This window comes from Pseudomonas sp. GD03875 (assembly GCF_029840585.1).
In the GTDB taxonomy this organism is placed as follows: domain Bacteria; phylum Pseudomonadota; class Gammaproteobacteria; order Pseudomonadales; family Pseudomonadaceae; genus Aquipseudomonas; species Aquipseudomonas paralcaligenes.
The window spans coordinates 37,251-53,119 of the sequence record NZ_JAOCCV010000002.1 but is presented as its reverse complement, the minus strand read 5'-3'; the positions used below and the strand labels follow the sequence as shown (position 1 = coordinate 53,119).

Annotated in this window: 17 protein-coding genes; 7 read left to right on the top strand and 10 right to left on the bottom strand. The window is 68.5% G+C overall.

The window, feature by feature from the left end; genetic code table 11:
* The first annotated feature begins 39 nt into the window (after positions 1-39).
* From N5D30_RS01690 to N5D30_RS01680, 3 genes are all read left to right on the top strand, one after another.
* Positions 40-741 (top strand): YebC/PmpR family DNA-binding transcriptional regulator, encoded by a 702-nt coding sequence (locus tag N5D30_RS01690; protein WP_220813588.1) that lies wholly within the window; start codon positions 40-42, stop codon positions 739-741.
* Positions 741-929, top strand: coding sequence for a hypothetical protein (locus N5D30_RS01685; RefSeq protein WP_279907390.1), 189 nt, complete (start codon positions 741-743; stop codon positions 927-929). Before N5D30_RS01690 ends, N5D30_RS01685 begins: the two co-directional genes overlap by 1 nt.
* A 78-nt stretch (positions 930-1,007) precedes the next feature.
* Positions 1,008-1,496, top strand: coding sequence for a hypothetical protein (locus N5D30_RS01680; RefSeq protein ID WP_279907389.1), 489 nt, complete (start codon positions 1,008-1,010; stop codon positions 1,494-1,496).
* Between the two features lie 54 nt (positions 1,497-1,550).
* On the opposite strand, the gene N5D30_RS01675 is transcribed toward N5D30_RS01680, so the two are convergent.
* Positions 1,551-1,844, bottom strand: coding sequence for a DUF1883 domain-containing protein (locus N5D30_RS01675; RefSeq protein ID WP_220813591.1), 294 nt, complete (start codon positions 1,842-1,844; stop codon positions 1,551-1,553).
* A gap of 589 nt (positions 1,845-2,433) precedes the next feature.
* On the opposite strand from N5D30_RS01675, the gene N5D30_RS01670 reads away from it, so the two are divergent.
* From N5D30_RS01670 to N5D30_RS01660, 3 genes are all read left to right on the top strand, one after another.
* A complete protein-coding gene (locus N5D30_RS01670; protein ID WP_279907388.1) occupies positions 2,434-3,474 on the top strand; it encodes an RNA methyltransferase in 1,041 nt (346 codons plus the stop codon).
* Entirely contained in the window at positions 3,467-4,768 is a 1,302-nt protein-coding gene (locus N5D30_RS01665) for a leucine-rich repeat-containing protein kinase family protein (RefSeq protein WP_279907387.1), read from the top strand. Before N5D30_RS01670 ends, N5D30_RS01665 begins: the two co-directional genes overlap by 8 nt.
* Before the next feature lie 61 nt (positions 4,769-4,829).
* On the top strand, positions 4,830-5,759 hold the full coding sequence (locus N5D30_RS01660) for an endonuclease/exonuclease/phosphatase family protein (protein ID WP_279907386.1): 930 nt from the start codon (positions 4,830-4,832) through the stop codon (positions 5,757-5,759).
* Positions 5,760-5,796: 37 nt separating this feature from the next.
* Here N5D30_RS01660 and N5D30_RS01655 read toward each other — a convergent pair whose 3' ends face one another.
* From N5D30_RS01655 to katE, 9 genes are all read right to left on the bottom strand, one after another.
* Positions 5,797-6,102 (bottom strand): hypothetical protein, encoded by a 306-nt coding sequence (locus tag N5D30_RS01655; protein WP_279907385.1) that lies wholly within the window; start codon positions 6,100-6,102, stop codon positions 5,797-5,799.
* 48 nt (positions 6,103-6,150) lie between these two features.
* The gene (locus N5D30_RS01650; protein WP_279907384.1) at positions 6,151-6,594 is read right to left on the bottom strand and encodes a hypothetical protein; all 444 of its coding nucleotides are present in this window, start codon (positions 6,592-6,594) and stop codon (positions 6,151-6,153) included.
* Positions 6,595-6,707: 113 nt separating this feature from the next.
* Positions 6,708-6,938, bottom strand: coding sequence for a hypothetical protein (locus N5D30_RS01645; protein ID WP_279907383.1), 231 nt, complete (start codon positions 6,936-6,938; stop codon positions 6,708-6,710).
* Positions 6,935-7,720, bottom strand: coding sequence for a hypothetical protein (locus N5D30_RS01640; RefSeq protein WP_279907382.1), 786 nt, complete (start codon positions 7,718-7,720; stop codon positions 6,935-6,937). Before N5D30_RS01640 ends, N5D30_RS01645 begins: the two co-directional genes overlap by 4 nt.
* An 81-nt stretch (positions 7,721-7,801) precedes the next feature.
* Positions 7,802-8,662, bottom strand: a complete 861-nt coding sequence (locus N5D30_RS01635; RefSeq protein WP_279907381.1) for an SDR family oxidoreductase — start codon at positions 8,660-8,662, stop codon at positions 7,802-7,804.
* Positions 8,663-8,684: 22 nt separating this feature from the next.
* A complete protein-coding gene (gene ligD, locus N5D30_RS01630) occupies positions 8,685-11,195 on the bottom strand; it encodes a DNA ligase D (RefSeq protein WP_279907380.1) in 2,511 nt (836 codons plus the stop codon).
* 15 nt (positions 11,196-11,210) lie between these two features.
* Entirely contained in the window at positions 11,211-12,074 is an 864-nt protein-coding gene (locus N5D30_RS01625; protein ID WP_279907379.1) for a Ku protein, read from the bottom strand.
* Between the two features lie 23 nt (positions 12,075-12,097).
* Positions 12,098-12,226: a PSPA7_2676 family Cys-rich small protein gene (locus N5D30_RS01620; protein WP_262880149.1), complete on the bottom strand. Its 129-nt coding sequence runs from the start codon at positions 12,224-12,226 to the stop codon at positions 12,098-12,100.
* A gap of 338 nt (positions 12,227-12,564) precedes the next feature.
* Positions 12,565-14,727 (bottom strand): catalase HPII, encoded by a 2,163-nt coding sequence (katE, locus tag N5D30_RS01615; protein ID WP_279907378.1) that lies wholly within the window; start codon positions 14,725-14,727, stop codon positions 12,565-12,567.
* 195 nt (positions 14,728-14,922) lie between these two features.
* Between katE and N5D30_RS01610 the strand changes: the two genes are divergently transcribed.
* Positions 14,923-15,483 carry a nucleotidyltransferase family protein gene (locus tag N5D30_RS01610; RefSeq protein ID WP_279907377.1) on the top strand — a complete coding sequence of 187 codons (561 nt, stop codon included), beginning with the start codon at positions 14,923-14,925 and terminating at the stop codon, positions 15,481-15,483.
* Positions 15,484-15,869 lie beyond the last annotated feature (386 nt).

Sequence of the window (15,869 nt, the reverse complement as noted above, 5' to 3'; positions counted from 1 at the left end):
CGCGGGGCTCCGTCACACGCAACCCGCGAGAACACCGCCATGGGCGCACAGTGGAAAGCCAAACCTAAAGAAGCCGCAGCCAACGCCAGGGGCAAGATCTTCGGCCGCCTGGTCAAGGAGATCATGGTCGCCGCGCGCGGTGGTGCCGACCCGGACACCAACGCCAAGCTGCGCGTCGCCGTGCATGCGGCCAAGAAGGCCTCGATGCCCAAGGACACCCTGGAACGGGCCATCAAGAAAGGCGCCGGCCTGCTCGGCGAGACCGTCAACTTCGAACGTACCACCTACGAAGGCTTCGCCCCGTACCAGGTGCCGCTGATCGTCGAATGCCTGACCGACAACGTGAACCGCACCGTCGCCGAAATCCGCGTGCTGTTCCGCAAGGGCCAGCTCGGCGCCTCCGGCTCGGTGAGCTGGGACTTCGACCACGTCGGCCTGATCGAGGCCAGCACCGACAGCGGCGCCGACCCGGAACTGGCCGCCATCGAAGCCGGCGCCCAGGACTTCGAGCCGGACGAGGAAGGCTCCACCCTGTTCATCACCGAGCCGACCGACGTGGACGCCGTGTGCAAGGCCCTGCCGGAATTCGGCTTCACCGTGAGCTCGGCCAAGCTCGGCTATCGGCCGAAGAACCCGGTGACCAGCCTGACCCCGGAACAACTGGAAGAAGTCGAAGCCTTCCTCGAGGCCATCGACGGCCACGACGACGTGCAGAACGTCTACGTCGGCCTCTCCGGCTGATGAGCCGGGCCGCCTACCACCAGCAGCACGCCCAGCGCGCCGAGGCCGAGGCCCGGCGCCTGCTCGCCGAGCGCGAACGCCTCGGCGCGCGCTGGATGGACCACGTGGCCGCCGAACTGTACCGCCTCTCCCCGCCCGAATACGCGGCCATGGTGCGCCGCGAACTGCAGCGCCTGAGCGCCGGCTGATCCGTTTCGCGACCTGCGCCACGCCGCCGCGCCGGCCTTCCGCTAAGCTCGCAGCTCCCCGGACCATGGAGCGGCCTCATGCGTGACCCTCGCACCCTCACCCAGACCTGCAAAGCCGGCCCGCGCGCCTGGGCCCTGGCGCTACTCGCCCTGCTGCCCCTGCCGGCTCTGGCCGACTGCGCGACCGACAGCGCGCTGGCGGTGGCCTTCATGGATAGCTATCTGGAACTGATCGACAGCCGCTCGGAGCAACCCGTCGAGGCCTGGCTGAAGGAACAGCCGCTGGCCGCGCCCGTCCTCGTCGAAGGCTATATCACCGAGCGCGACCGGGGCCTGGCCGTGGACCCGGAACTGGGCTGGGGCATGGACCTGCTCCTCGACGCCCAGGACTCACCCGACGAGGGCTTCGAGCCCTACCGCTGCGAGGCGAACGGCCTGCTGCAGCTGCAAGGCAAGGACTGGCCGGAATTCAAGCTCGCCGTGCGCCTGGTCGACACCGCCGAGGGCCGCAAGGTCGGCGCCGCCGGCCGGATCAACCTGAACGAAGCCGAACGCGCCCCCAGGTAGGGCGGGTGCAACCCGCGACCCGGTGTACGTTTTTACCTGCCCGAAGTAACGGACTCAGGAACCGGAACGGCGCACAAAGCGGATCGAATACTCCATCTTCGGCTTGCGCGTCACGCTGACCGCGCGACGGGTGACGGTGTCCAGGGTGACGTTCCAGAAACCGTCGCTGGGCACGCTGATGCGCGCCGGGAAGCGCTCGAAGGCGCCGCCGTGGTAACTGTGCCGGCCGCCGTTCTTGAAGCTGCGGAAATTCGCATCGTTCATCAGGCGGATGTTGCACGGCTGCGAACACTGGATGACGACCAGGTCGCCCTCGCTCAGGTATTCGCGCTGGTGGATGAACTTCATCGCGGTCTCCGCAAAAAACGCGGACGATAGCACGCCCGAGTCGCCAGGCGGCTGCCGGCGAATGTGGGAGCGGACTTGTCCGCGAACGAAGCCAGCAACAACGCTTCGCGGCCAAGGCCGCTCCCACAGGGTTCGAGTTCACCCACAACAGCCGACCCGGACATAGCCTTCCGGTACCACCAGCCCCTCCCGGACCGAGTGGCCCTGCCGCCGAGCGGCTGCCACCGAATGGGGAGCGGACTTGTCCGCGAACGGGACCGACAGCAAAGCTTCGCGGCCAAGGCCGCTCCCACAAGGTTCGCGTTCACCCACAACGGCCGACTCGGACATAGCCTTCCGGTACCACCAGCCCCTCCCGGACCGAGTAGCCCTGCCGCCGGGTGGCTGCCAGCGCATGTGGGAGCGGACTTGTCCGCGAACGAGGCCGGCAGCAATGCCTCGCGGCCAAGGCCGCTCCCACAGGACTTGAGTTCACCCACAGCAGCCAGCTCAGACATAGCCATCTGGCACGTCCAGCCCCGGCCGAACCGGGACTCCCCGCACCTCCAGCCCTGACGCCCGCCCGCGCCGGTGGTAGCATGCGCGCCCCATGCGCATCTCCGACATCCACCGCCGCCTCGCCGACCTCGGCGCCCTGCCCGCCCACAGCGGCCGGGTGGTGCGCGCCTGGCTGCAGGGCAAGCCGCTCGATGCCGGCACCCGCCGCCAGCACACCGAGCACTTCCTGCCGCTGTCCGTGCGCAACGGCCTGCCGCAGCTGAGCGATGAACTGGAAGGCCTGGCCCGGGTGCGCTCCGAACACCCGGCCGCCGACGGCTCGGTGCGCCTGCTGGTGGAGCTGGGCGACGGCCAGATGGTGGAAAGCGTGCTGCTGCCGCGCGACGGCCTGTGCGTATCCACCCAGGTCGGCTGCGCCGTGGGCTGCGTGTTCTGCATGACCGGCAAGAGCGGCCTGCTGCGCCAGGTCAGCAGCGCCGAGATCGTCGCCCAGGTGGCCCTGGCGCGCCGCCGCCGGCCAGTGAAGAAGGTCGTATTCATGGGCATGGGCGAGCCGGCGCACAACCTCGACAACGTGCTGGAAGCCATCGACCTGCTCGGCACCGACGGCGGCATCGGCCACAAGAACCTGGTGTTCTCCACCGTCGGCGACTCGCGGGTGTTCGAGCGCCTGCCGCAGCAGCGGGTCAAGCCGGCGCTGGCCCTGTCGCTGCACAGCACCGACGCCGCCCTGCGCGAGCGCCTGTTGCCCAGGGCGCCGAAGATCGCCCCCGAGGAGTTGATGACCCTCGGCGAAACCTACGCCCGCCGGGTCGGCTACCCGATCCAGTACCAGTGGACCCTGCTCAAGGGCATCAACGACAGCCAGGCCGAGATGGACGCCATCCTGCGCCTGTTCAAGGGCCGCTATGCGGTGCTCAACCTGATCCCCTACAACAGCCTGGAACTGGACGACTACCAGCGCCCGGACGGCGAGCGCATCGTCGAGATGGTGCGCTACCTGCACAGCCGCGGCGTGCTGACCAAGGTGCGCAACAGCGCCGGCCAGGACATCGACGGCGGCTGTGGCCAGCTGCGCGCCCGGGCGGTGGACGTGGTCAACACCAGCCGCCTGCGGCGCCCCCATGCATAGCCTGGAACAACTGCGCCGTGGCGAACTGGCCGGCATCACCCGCCTGGACCTGGCCGCCGACCTCGACGAATTCCCCCGCGAGATCTTCGACCTGGCCGACAGCCTGGAAGTGCTCAACCTCAGCGGCAACCGCCTCACCGCCCTGCCCCACGACCTGGCGCGGCTGCACAGGCTGAAAGTGCTGTTCTGCTCGGACAACCCCTTCGAAACCCTGCCGGAAGCGCTCGGCGACTGCCCGCAACTGGAAATGGTCGGCTTCAAGGCCAACCGCATCCGCCAGGTGCCGGCCGCCGCGCTGCCGGCCCGGCTGCGCTGGCTGATCCTCACCGACAACCGCGTCGAAGCCCTGCCCGCCGAACTGGGCGAGCGCCCGCGCCTGCAGAAGCTGATGCTGGCCGGTAATCGCCTGCGCGCGCTGCCGCAGAGCATGGCCGCCCTGCACCAGCTGGAACTGCTGCGCATCGCCGCCAACCGCATCGAGGCCCTGCCCGACTGGCTGCTGCGCCTGCCGCGCCTGGCCTGGCTGGCCTTCGCCGGTAACCCGGGCAGCGACGCCAGCGAGGCCGAGGCCCTGGCGCGCCATCCGCTGCCGGCCATTGAGCGCGACCGGATCGAGCTGGGCGAGGTGCTCGGCCAGGGCGCCTCGGGCATCATCCGCCGCGCCGACTGGCGGCGCCCTGGCCAGCCCGCGCGCGCCATGGCGGCCAAGCTGTTCAAGGGCGAGCTGACCAGCGACGGCCTGCCCCACAGCGAAATGGCCGCCTGCCTGGCCGCCGGCGAACAGGACAACCTGATCCGCGTGGCCGGCCCGCTGGCCGAGCGCCCCGGCGAGCCGGCCGGGTTGCTGCTGGAACTGATCGGCCCGCATTACCGCAACCTGGCCGGCCCGCCGTCCCTGGCCAGCTGCACCCGTGACATCTACCCCGAAGGCCGCCGCTTCGCCGCGGACGAGGCGCTGCGCATCGCCCGTGGCGCGGCCGCGGCGGTGGCCCACCTGCACCGGCGTGGCATCCTCCACGGCGACCTGTACGCCCACAACCTGCTGGTCGACGCCACCGGCCACTGCCTGCTCGGCGACTTCGGCGCCGCCTCCTTCTTCGCCCCGCACAGCGCCGCCGGCACCGCCCTGCAACGCATCGAGGCGCGCGCCTTCGGCTGCCTGCTGGAAGAACTGCTGCAGCGCTGCGACGCCGACGTGCCGGAGTCCCTGTGGCAGCTGCAGCGCCACTGCGACGCGGCGAACCCGGACGAGCGTCCCGATTTCGCCGAAATCCTCGACCGGCTCGCCCGCTGAACTTGCCGGCCCGGGGCGCAACGGCCATGCTCCGCGCTCCGCCCATCGCCGGCTCCCGCCCATGCAGCCCCTTCGCTACGACCTCTGGTTCCTCGCCCTCGCCTGCCTGCTCGGCCTGCTGCTGCCCTGGCTGCGGCTGCTGGCCGGCGCCGAGGGCACCCTGCCCTGGCTGCTCGACCTGGCCAGCCACTGGCAATGGCTGTTCGCCGCCGGCCTGGCGCTGACTGCCCTGGGCGGCGCCTGGCGCGAGCGGCGCTGGCTGCTGGCGCTGCTGGTCGTGCCGCTGCCCTGGCTGAGCGCCGCGCCCGTGCTGCCGTCAGGTAGCGGGGAAGGCCCGCAACTGCGCGTGGCCAGCGCCAACCTGCACCTGGACAGCACCGACCTGGCGCCGCTGGCCGCCTGGCTCGAACAGGCCCGACCGGACCTGGTGGTGCTGCTGGAAGTCTCGCCGCGCTACGCCCGGGAACTGGAAAAGCTGCCCGGCTATCCGCACCGGCTGGTGCATGCCGAGAACTCGCCCTTCGGCATCGCCCTGCTCTCCCGCCTGCCACTGGAACAGGGCCACAAGGGCCGCGACGACCAGGGCATCGTCCACCTGCGGGCGCAGCTGGAATTCGCCGGCTGCGCCCTGAGCATGACCGCCTTCCACCCCATGCCGCCGCTGCTGCCGGAAGACCAGGCGCGCCGCGACCGGCTGCTGAAACAACTGATTCAGGCCAGCGGCGCCGGCCCCGCCCTGCTCGCCGGCGACCTCAACGCCAGCCCCTGGTCGAGCGCCTTCGCCGGCCTCGACGCCCTCGGCTGGCACCGCGCCAGCGGCCTCGGCCCGACCTGGCCAAGCGCGGGGCTGGGCCTGGTCGGCATCCCCATCGACCACGTGCTGGCCTCGGCCCATTGGCGCCTGCTCAGCAGCGAGCGCGGCCCCGACCTGGGCTCGGACCACCTGCCGGTGCTGGCGCGCGTCGAACTGGTCGACGGCGCCTGTCGCTGACGCCCAGCCAACGAGTGGCCTGATGACCGAGCGAGCGTCAGGCGAAGTGCATACCGATATAGGGTTGCAGTTGCTTTGCCAGATGCAGGATGGCCAAGGCGGCCAGCAGGATTGCGAAGAAAAACACGATAGACATGAACTTGCTGCCGCCAAAGCGCCTGTGCCAGCGAACCCTGACCTCAAAGAACGCGAGCAGTATGAAAGGCACAGTAGCCAGGGTGATGGCTACGCCAACCCACGTGCTGGGCTCTGCCATCAGTACGGATACGACCGCAAGAAGCACACCGGTGAAAACGGTACTTCTTCTTTGGCGCCAGGGGTTGTTCAGCGGAATGGGCTTCACGAATTTGCCTGGAAATAAGCCAGCGAGGCGGCAGAGGGGAAGGTGCGGCTAGCGCACGCCGTAGTGGAAATTGAACGCCTGGACCTGCTGCCATCCATCACCCGGCTCGATGAAGGCAAGCAGGATGGCCTCCAGGTCGCCCAGGGTTTCCGGCGCTTCACGCGTGACGGCCGCGATCCCCTCGCGGCGGTTCCTGTACATGGCGGAGAGGCCGTGCTCGGGATCGAGGCTGCCGCCCACCTCCATCGAGGTCCCGGGCGACAGCACGACCACCACCTGGTGAAAGCCGTTCACCCAGTCGACACTCTGCAGCGCAGAACGCACGGCGGCCTCATCGATGTCTGGAGAGTGGATCACGGGGTCATCTCCGAAATTGGGGATGACATGGATGCCAACCTCCGTTTCGGTCGGGTCCGTCTCCCAGGCCGGCTGCTGAGCCGTCGAGGCGGGCGGGAGAAGCATGGAAAGCAGTATGGCGAGCAGTCGTTTCATGAAAGGCCTGACGATTATGCCGATAGGCAGGCTTCAGCCTGACCCAGCGAATTTCGGTTGATGAAAATCGTTATGCACAGCAGCCCCAGCATTGGCTGCCGATCCGCGGAAACCTACTGGCTTCTGCTGCTTGCCATAACCCAGCGAATCAATCCACCTACCAGGAAAGCCACCAGCAGAACGCCACCAAATATCCACCAGGAGCCGTAGTAGAGCCCAGCCAAGAGCGCGACGAGAAAGCCGCAGAACGCCAGAAGCTCGTCCAGCAACTCCAGAAGAGACGCGCGCAAGGTACGGATGAAGCCCGTGCGACGCAGCTGACTTAGACGTCCATCCCGACTCATCGGCAAATCCCCTTGAGGTCGACGTTCTCGGGGCGGTTGCAGAACTCGCGGATGGGCACTGGAGCGGGCGAGATACTGTTAAGTGCAGCCACACCGTGCACCTCGCCGGCAACTACATGTTCCATTTCCCCGGTAGGTTCAATGGACGCTTGCTGGGCGAGGGTCTTGTAGCCGGAGGGGAGCGCGTCCGTCTTACCCGTGATGATGGCGTTGAGGATTTCCTCGGGTGACTTTCGATTGGCCGCGATTGCCCCGATCGCAGCACCGAAGCTCGCGACGGTCAGGTTCGTAATACGCCCTGCCCATTTCAGTCCGCGGCCGGTTGCGGCGGCTCCATGCCGACCGCCCATCGAGGCGTAGTTGGTGAACAATCCGCCATGGAGCCGGCCGGTTATGTCCGCTTTCCGGTACTTGAGGTTGAAACGTACCGCCTCGACAATCAGCCTCTCGGAATGGTCGCGGTTTTCCGGTGCGGTCAGCTGATGCAGGATCTGCGTGAGTGTTGCCTGGCGGATGGATGCCTCTGCCTTGCGGCGAGTCCCCCATACCCCAAGCACCATCTGCGTCTGGATGATCCCGATCCACCACGTCTTGGGATGGTTGTAGATGCCATCGATATAGCGATGCCATGCGGGGTGCTGCTCATCAGTGAAGCGCTGCGCGAAATCCTCGCGCTGGTGTGGGATATCCGTGCTGGCTTTGTGCAGCAGCCCTTCTACTGCGGCCTTGTCGGTCATCGGCAAAGCGAAGGGCACCGGTCCTTGCGAGCTGTCGAGAAGCATTGGAATCCTTTCCTGTTCATCCTGTCGGAGGCCACCATCCTACTGCCCGACGCGGGATTACCCAACCCTCCGTGATCCCTGCTAGCCGTTGACCACGTACCCGCCGTTCACGTGCAGCACCTGCCCGCTGACGTAGGACGAGTCGTTGCTGGCCAGGTAGACGAAGGCCGGGGCCACTTCCGCCGGTTGGCCGGGGCGCTGCATCGGGGTTTCCGCGCCGAAGGTGGCGACCTTGTCTTCGGGGAAGGTGGAGGGGATCAGCGGCGTCCAGATCGGCCCAGGCGCCACGGCGTTGACGCGGATGCCGCGCTTGACCAGGTTCAGCGCCAGGGAGCGGGTGAAGGTGGTGATGGCACCCTTGGTGGACGAGTAGTCCAGCAGCATGGGGTTGCCCTTGTAGGCGGTGATCGAGGTGGTGTTGACGATCGCCGCGCCGTCCTTCAGGTGCGGCAGCACCGCCTTGGTCAGCTGGAACATGCCGAAGATGTTGGTGCGGAAGGTGCGCTCCCACTGCTGCTCACTGATGTCTTCCAGGCCGTCCTGGGGCTGCTGCTCGCCGGCGTTGTTGATCAGGATGTCGATGCGTCCCCACTGGCCCAGGGTCTCGTCCACCACCCGCTGGCAGAAGCCGGCGTCGGCCACGTCGCCGGACAGCGGCAGTACCCGGCGGCCACGTCGCTCGATCTCGGCCTGGGTGTGGCGGGCGTCCTCCTCGCTGTCGAGGTAGAGCAGCACGATGTCGCAGCCCTCCTCGGCGAAGTGCACGGCCACTGCCCGGCCGATACCGCTGTCGGCGCCGCTGATGACGGCCACCTTGCCTTCCAGCTTGCCGGCGCCGCGGTAGCGCTCGTCGATGTACACCGGCTGCGGGTGCATGCGGCCTTCGCGGCCGTGGGCAATGTCCTGGTGCTGCGCGGGCAGGGTCTGCTTGTCGTCGCTCATCGCAAGGTCCTCCGGAAATCGTTCAAGGGGGTGTCGCGCCGAGCCGCGCCCACATGGCGCGGGTCAGGCGCTGGCGGTTGGCGTAGCCGTGCCAGGGGTTCTGGCGGAGTCCGTCCAGGCGCTGGCGCAGGTTGCCGATGGTCCATTGCTGGGCGCTACGCAGATCGTCCAGTTCGTCGCGGGCGATGGGCACCGACACCGGCAGCCCCGGCCGGGCGCGCACCGAGTAGGCGGCCACCGTGCTGGCGCCGCGGCCGTTGCGCAGGTAGTCGATGAAGATTTTGCCGACCCGGTTCTTCGGCCCGGAGGTGGCGGTGAAGCGCTCCGGCAGTTGCCGCGCCATGAACTGGGCGAGCGCCTTGGCGAAGGCCTTGACCGTGTCCCAGCCGGCGCGCCGGGCCAGCGGCACGATGATGTGGATGCCCTTGCCGCCGCTGGTCTTGAGGAAGGCCTGCAGGCCCAGTTCGTCGAGCACGGCCAGGGTCAGGCGGGTCGCCTCCAGCATGCTGCGCCAGGGCAGCGCCGGGTCCGGGTCGAGGTCGAGCACGAAGTGGTCGGGGGTCTCGATGCGGTCGCTGGTGGCGCCCCAGGTGTGCAGTTCGATGCAGCCCATCTGCGCAGCACCGACCAGCGCTGGCAGGCTGTCGATCTCCATCAAGCGAGCGTGTCCGGGGTCCAGCGCCGGGTCCAGGTGTTTGATGTGGGGGATCGCCAGGCGCTCGGCGTGCTTCTGGAAGAACTGCTCGCCGCCGACGCCGTCCGGCGCGCGCACCAGCGACACCGGGCGGTTGTCCAGGTAGGGCAGCAGCCAGTCGGCGATGCTCGCGTAGAACTCGGCCAGCTGCAGTTTGGTGGTGCCGCTCTCCGGGTCGATCACCCGCTGCGGGTTGCTGATCGGCACCCCGGCGACCACCGGCTTGCCCCGCCCGGCCTTAGCCGCGCCCTGCCTGGGTTCGGGTGCGGGGAACGCGCCGGGGCGTTCGCGGACGATCTGCGCCGCCGGCTTGTCGCTGCGCAGGGCGATGAAGCTGGCCTGACGCACGATGCCTTCCTGGGTCCACTCGGCGAACTCCACCTCGCCCACCAGTCGCGGCTCCACCCAGCTCACGCCGCGAGCCTGGGCCGAAGTCAGCGTGTGGACCAGCGGCGAGTCGGCGCGCGCCAGCTTCTTCAGGCGCTGGTGCAGTTCCTTGAGTGCCATCTCGCCGAAGCCGGTGCCGACCCGCCCGGCGTAGCGCAGGCCGTCGTCGCCGTTGACCGCCAGCAGCAGCGCGCCGAAGCCGCTGCGGCTGCCCTGGGGCCTGGTGTGGCCGACGATGACGAACTCCTGGCGCAGGCGGCACTTGAGCTTGATCCAGTCCGGGCTGCGCCGCGACACGTAGGGGCTGCCGGCGCGCTTGCCGATCACCCCTTCCAGGGCCAGGGCGCAGGCGCTCTCGACGATGTCCCGGTGCTGGGCGGCGAAGGCAGCGGAGAAGCGCAGCGGGCCGTCTCGGGTCTCGCCCAGGGCCTGCTTGAGCCGCTCCCGGCGGGTTTCCAGCGGGGCCTGGCGCAGGTCCTCGCCGTCGATGAAGGGAGCGTCGAACAGGTAGTAGAGGATGTCGTGGCTGCGGCCGATGTCGAAGGCGTTCTGCAGTTGCTGGAAGTCCGGCAGGCCCTGTTCGTTGAGCACCACCACCTCGCCGTCCAGCCAGCTGTCGCGCAGGCCCAGCCTGGCCAGGGCCTTGGCCTGCAGCGGCAGGCGCGGGGTCCAGTCGTGGCCGTTGCGGGTGAACAGGCGCACCTCGCCGTCGGCGATGCGGGCGAGGATGCGGTAGCCGTCGAATTTCACCTCGTACAGCCACTCCCCTTCCGGCGGCCGCTCGACCAAGGTCGCCAGTTGCGGCGCCAGACTGTCGGGAAACGCCTCGGCTACGGGCGCCGCCTTCGCCTTGCCCGCCGGCTTTCGCCTGGCCTTGCTCGGCCCGCCGACCAGCGCGCCGCTGAGCACGCTCTGCGGCTGCGCCTCGACGATGTCGTAGTCGTCGCTGGAGCGGGCGGTGTCGTCGCGTTCCTTGATCAGCAGCCACTGTTCCTTGTCGCCGCTGCCGCGCAGGCGGGTGCGCACCAGGTTCCAGTCGCCGGCCAGTTTCTCCCCGACCAGGGTGAACTTGAGCTTGCCGGCCGCGTAGGCGGCGGCCGGGTCGCCGTGCGGCTGCCAGATGCCGTGGTCCCAGACGATGACGTCGCCGGCGCCGTAGTTGCCCTCGGGGATGCTGCCCTCGAAGCCAGCGTAGTCCAGCGGGTGGTCCTCGACGTGCACGGCCAGGCGCTTGTCGCGCGGGTCCAGGCTCGGTCCCTTGGGCACCGCCCAGCTCTTGAGGGTGCCGTCCAGTTCCAGGCGGAAGTCGTAGTGCAGGCGCCGGGCGTCGTGCTTCTGGATCACGAAGCGCAGCGCGCCGGCCTTGCCGCGCCGCTTGCCGGGCCGCTCGGGCGGCTCGCTGGTGCGCTCGAAATCGCGTTTGCGGTTGTATTCGCTCTGTGCCCTGGCCATGGTCGGGCTCCCGGCTTACTTGCGCGCGGTCTTGGCCGGCTTGCGCGACGCCGTGCCCTTGCCCGCGGGCTTCTTCGGCTTGTCGGCAGGCTTGCCGCCGAGGCTGCGCTTGAGCAGTTCGGTGAGGTCGATGACGTCGGCGCTGCGCCGCTCTTCCTGGCCCTCGACCCGCTCCACGTCCTCGATCTTGCCAGCCTTGGCCTTGCGCTCGACCAGCTCCATGATGCGGTCCTGGAAGCTGTCCACGTACGCCTCGGGCCGCCACTCGTCGCTCATGTCCCTGATCAGGCGCTTGGCCATGTCCAGCTCGCTCTTGGCCAGCTTGGGCCGGGTCACCGCCGGGCCCAGTTCCAGCGTCTCCAGGCCGCGCACCTCGCTGGGCCAGCGCAGCATCACCAGCACCAGCGCCGACTCCAGCGGCATCAGCGCCGCCAGGTGCTGGCGGGTGTGCAGCACGACGTGGGCCAGGGCCACCTTGCCGGTGCCGGCGAGTGCCTCGCGCAGCAGCGCGTAGACCTTCTCGCCGCGACGGTCCGGGGTCAGGTAGTACGGCGTGTCGATGTTCTGCAGCGGGATCTGCTGGCTGTCGACGAAGGCGAAGATGTCGATGGTCTGGGTCGACTCCGGGTGCGCCGCGCGGATTTCCTCCTCGCTGAGCACCACGTAGCGACCCTTCTCGTAGGCCACGCCCTTGACGATATTTTCCTTGGTGACTTCCTTGCCGGTGATCTTGTTGACCCGCTTGTAGCCGACCGGCTCCATGCTGCGCTGGTCCAGCCAGTCGAAGTCCACCCCCTGGGACGCGGTGGCCGAGGCCAGCGCGACCGGGATGTGGACCAGACCGAAGCTGATGGCGCCTTTCCAGATGGCTCGCGGCATGGTCGTGGCTCCAGGGGTGGCGGCTATTCGCCCGGCACGTAGCGGAAGCTGCCGCAGCGGCTGCAGCACTGGCACAGCAGGGTTTCCTTGCCGATCAGCGTGGCGACGCCAGCGGACCAGCTGCAACCTGCAATCAAGCATCGGATAGTCATGGGTGCCTCCTTCGGCCGGCGGCCAAAAATGCCTGTCAATCTGTCGACCGTGGGGGCGGGAAGAAGGTTTTAGTGAAATTCCGGGTGGCGTGTACCGGGCTTCCGGCGCAAGGAGAAAGTGCGCCCGGACTTTCCTCCTCCAGGCGCTTTCGCACACCTGGTAGCCCGGATGAAATCCGGGGTGGACTGGCGCCTTGTCCCGGATTTCATCCGGGCTACGACTGTGGGCGCGAGCTGGCTCGCGAACGAGGCTCCGCAAAGAGCTTCGCGAGCCAGCTCGCGCCTACAAGAGCCGGGCGGTGCGCACGGCGCACCCTACGGCTGGGTGGCGACGCCTATCACGCCGGCACGGCCTTGGCCTTCGCCTCCCGCGCCCAGACCCGGTGCTTGGCCATCGCCGCGACGAACTTCGCGCACAGGTCCGACGCCTTCGCCGCCACCAGCAGGCCCTCGTCCTCCTCCAGGTGCAGGCGCTTCGGCAGCCCGCCGGCATCGCCGCACAGGGCGATGGCCTTGAGGTGCTTGTAGGCCTCCAGCAGGTAGTGCAGCGCCACGCCGTTGCCCTCCAGCGCCTTGGCCACGCCGCCGGGCACGAACACCGCGTCCAGGGCGATCGATGGCAGGCCGTCGAAGGTCGCGTCCGGCTGCAGGGTCTTGCCGTCACTGGTCTTCACCGCCGCCGAGGCCGGGCCGAGCAGCTTGGCGCTGGCGCCCTCGCCGTCGAGCACACCGATGATGTGGCGGATGTCGTCGGCGTCGGCGCCGTCGGCCAGCAGGATCGCCACCTTGCGCGAGCGGATGTTGCCCGACAGCAGGTTGGCCTGGCTCAGCGCCGGCGACGCCTTCGCCGCGCCTTTCGCCGGCTTGGCGGCCGTGCCGGTCGGCGCCGGCAGGCCGAGGTTCTCGGCCACCCGGGAGGCCAGCTCCAGGTCGATGTTGGCGAGGATCTGGTTGACCTCGCGCTCGCGGACTTCGCGGCGTTCCACCTTGCCCAACTCGAAGCTGTAGGAAGCGATCATGTGTTCCTTCTCGTGGGGCGCCATGCTGTTCCAGAACAGCCGCGCCTGGGAGAAGTGGTCGGCGAAGGAATCGGCGCGCTTGCGCAGCTTCACCCCGCTCATGGGCTCCGGATACGAGGCGAAGCCGCCGCCGCTGGGCGCCTCCGGCGTTTCCTTGGGCCAGCCGCCGTCGATGGAGTTGGGCTCGTAGGCGGCGCGGCCCTTGTTGATGGTCTGCCGGTGCGGCGCATCGCGCTGATTGTTGTGGAACGGGCACAGCGGCCGGTTGATCGGCAGCTCGTTGAAGTTCGGCCCGCCCAGACGCAGCAGCTGGGTGTCGGTGTAGGAGAACAGCCGGCCCTGCAGCAGCGGGTCGTTGGTGAAGTCGATGCCGGGCACCAGGTGGCCGATGTGGAAGGCGGCCTGCTCGGTCTCGGCGAAGAAGTTGTCCGGGTTGCGGTTGAGCACCATCTTGCCCACCCGGCGCACCGGCACCAGTTCCTCGGGCACCAGCTTGGTCGGGTCGAGCAGGTCGAAGTCGAACTTGTGCTCGTCCTCCTCGGGGATCACCTGCAGGCCCAGCTCCCACTCGGGGTAGTCGCCGTTCTCGATGTCATCCCAGAGCTGCCGGCGGTTGAAATCCGGGTCCTTGCCGGCGAGCTTCTGCGCCTCGTCCCAGACCAGCGAGTAGACGCCGGACACCGGCTTCCAGTGGAACTTGACGAACACGCTGCGACCCTCGGCGTTGACCAGGCGGAAGGTGTGCACGCCGAAGCCTTCCATGGCCCGGTAGGACACCGGGATGCCGCGGTCGGACATGGCCCACTGGACCATGTGCGCCGACTCCGGCTGCAGCGAGACGAAGTCCCAGAAGGTGTCGTGGGCCGAGGCGCCGGTGGGGATCTCGTTGTGCGGCTCGGGCTTCACCGCATGGACGAAGTCGGGGAACTTGATCGCGTCCTGGATGAAGAACACCGGCATGTTGTTGCCGACCAGATCGAAGTTGCCCTCGTCGGTGTAGAACTTGGTGGCGAAGCCGCGCACATCGCGCACCGTGTCCGCCGAGCCGCGCGGGCCCTGCACGGTGGAGAAGCGGACGAACACCGGGGTCTTCTTCTGCGGGTGGTTGAGGAAGTCGGCCTTGGTCAGCTCGCCCAGCGGCTCGTACACCTGGAAGTAGCCGTGGGCCGCCGCGCCACGGGCGTGCACCACGCGCTCGGGGATGCGCTCGTGGTCGAAGTGGGTGATCTTCTCGCGCATCAGGAAGTCTTCCAGCAGCGAGGGGCCCCGCTCGCCGGCCTTCAGCGTGTTCTGGTTGTCGGCCACCTTGACACCGGTGTTGGAGGTCAGGGCCTGGCCGCTGGCGTCCTCGCGCCAGGTCTCGAGCTGGTCCAGTTTGGCGTTGCTGTTGCCGCGGTCGGTGGTCTGGGTGCCCGCTGCCTGGCTGGCGCCTTTCTTCTTGGCTGACATGGTGCTGTTCTCCTCATGGCTGGCTTCGTTCACGGTCGGGAACGAGGGTGGACCTAGTTATGAGGAATGCCCCGGGCGGAGGTTCTACCGTTTTTTCGGCCCGGGCCGGGCGGCGCAGTCTCCGGCCTCACCGGGCCGGGCGTCGAGACCTTGCTCCCACGTCCCGGTCACCGCGAAAATGGCGAGATCGGCTACAGTCCGCGGGTGACGACCCGACACGGGACCGAGATGAACCCGCTTTTTTCGCAACTGGAACACCTGATCGCCGCCGACGCCGAGCGCATGCGGATACTGCGCCTGGTGCGTGAACTGGATCTGCCGGATGGATGGGTGGCGGCGGGCTTCGTGCGCAGCGCGGTGTGGGATCACCTGCACCGGCGCGACCACTCGCCGCTACCGGCGGACATCGACGTGATCTGGTTCGACGCCGGCGGCGCCAGCGCCGAGCGGGATGCCGCCCTCGAAGCCTCGCTGAGACGCCTGGACGGCTCGCTCGCCTGGTCGGTGAAGAACCAGGCGCGCATGCACCAACGCAACGACGATCCGCCCTACCGCTCGGCGACCGACGCCATGCGCCACTGGCCGGAAACCGCCACGGCGGTGGCCGCCAGGCTCGGCGCCAACGGCATCGAGATCGCCGCCCCGCTGGGCCTGGAGGACCTGTTCGACCTGCGAGTACGCCCCACGCTGCGCTTCCAGACGGAGAAACTACACCTCTACCGCGAACGCCTGCACAGCAAGAACTGGTCATCCACCTGGCCCGACCTGATCATCCAGCAGGGCGGATAGCCCCCGCATTCGCCCCACGCGCCACCCCGGATTGCATCCGGGCTACCGTAGGGCGGGTGCAACCCGCGCTTGGCCCGTGGGCAATCGGGCGGAACAGTGACTGCACGCCCCACACACCCCGTCGTCCCCGCGAAGGCGGGGACCCAGTAACGCGGCGCCCTGCCCCACACATGGATTCCCGCCTGCGCGGGAATGACGGAGAAGTTTCCTATTTGGTCCGTACAGGGCCTTGCCTGCGCTAATCGAGGAGAGCCGCAGCTACGCGTCCCCCCAACGCCCCGTCGTCCCCGCGAAGGCGGGGACCCAGGCACGCGGCGCCCTGCCATACGCATGGATTCCCGCCTTCGCGGGAATGACGGAGAAGTTTCCTACTTGTCCACACAGGG

Excerpts from the sequence above, each read along its gene's own strand:
- N5D30_RS01665 (WP_279907387.1), top strand. The coding sequence starts at position 3,467 with ATGCATAGCCTGGAACAACTGCGCCGTGGCGAACTGGCCGGCATCACC.
- N5D30_RS01620 (WP_262880149.1), bottom strand. The coding sequence starts at position 12,226 with ATGACTATCCGATGCTTGATTGCAGGTTGCAGCTGGTCCGCTGGCGTC.
- N5D30_RS01625 (WP_279907379.1), bottom strand. The coding sequence starts at position 12,074 with ATGCCGCGAGCCATCTGGAAAGGCGCCATCAGCTTCGGTCTGGTCCAC.
- N5D30_RS01640 (WP_279907382.1), bottom strand. The coding sequence starts at position 7,720 with ATGCTTCTCGACAGCTCGCAAGGACCGGTGCCCTTCGCTTTGCCGATG.
- N5D30_RS01645 (WP_279907383.1), bottom strand. The coding sequence starts at position 6,938 with ATGAGTCGGGATGGACGTCTAAGTCAGCTGCGTCGCACGGGCTTCATC.
- N5D30_RS01635 (WP_279907381.1), bottom strand. The coding sequence starts at position 8,662 with ATGAGCGACGACAAGCAGACCCTGCCCGCGCAGCACCAGGACATTGCC.
- N5D30_RS01680 (WP_279907389.1), top strand. The coding sequence starts at position 1,008 with ATGCGTGACCCTCGCACCCTCACCCAGACCTGCAAAGCCGGCCCGCGC.
- N5D30_RS01675 (WP_220813591.1), bottom strand. The coding sequence starts at position 1,844 with ATGAAGTTCATCCACCAGCGCGAATACCTGAGCGAGGGCGACCTGGTC.
- N5D30_RS01660 (WP_279907386.1), top strand. The coding sequence starts at position 4,830 with ATGCAGCCCCTTCGCTACGACCTCTGGTTCCTCGCCCTCGCCTGCCTG.
- N5D30_RS01650 (WP_279907384.1), bottom strand. The coding sequence starts at position 6,594 with ATGAAACGACTGCTCGCCATACTGCTTTCCATGCTTCTCCCGCCCGCC.
- N5D30_RS01690 (WP_220813588.1), top strand. The coding sequence starts at position 40 with ATGGGCGCACAGTGGAAAGCCAAACCTAAAGAAGCCGCAGCCAACGCC.
- N5D30_RS01670 (WP_279907388.1), top strand. The coding sequence starts at position 2,434 with ATGCGCATCTCCGACATCCACCGCCGCCTCGCCGACCTCGGCGCCCTG.
- N5D30_RS01610 (WP_279907377.1), top strand. The coding sequence starts at position 14,923 with ATGAACCCGCTTTTTTCGCAACTGGAACACCTGATCGCCGCCGACGCC.
- ligD (WP_279907380.1), bottom strand. The coding sequence starts at position 11,195 with ATGGCCAGGGCACAGAGCGAATACAACCGCAAACGCGATTTCGAGCGC.
- N5D30_RS01685 (WP_279907390.1), top strand. The coding sequence starts at position 741 with ATGAGCCGGGCCGCCTACCACCAGCAGCACGCCCAGCGCGCCGAGGCC.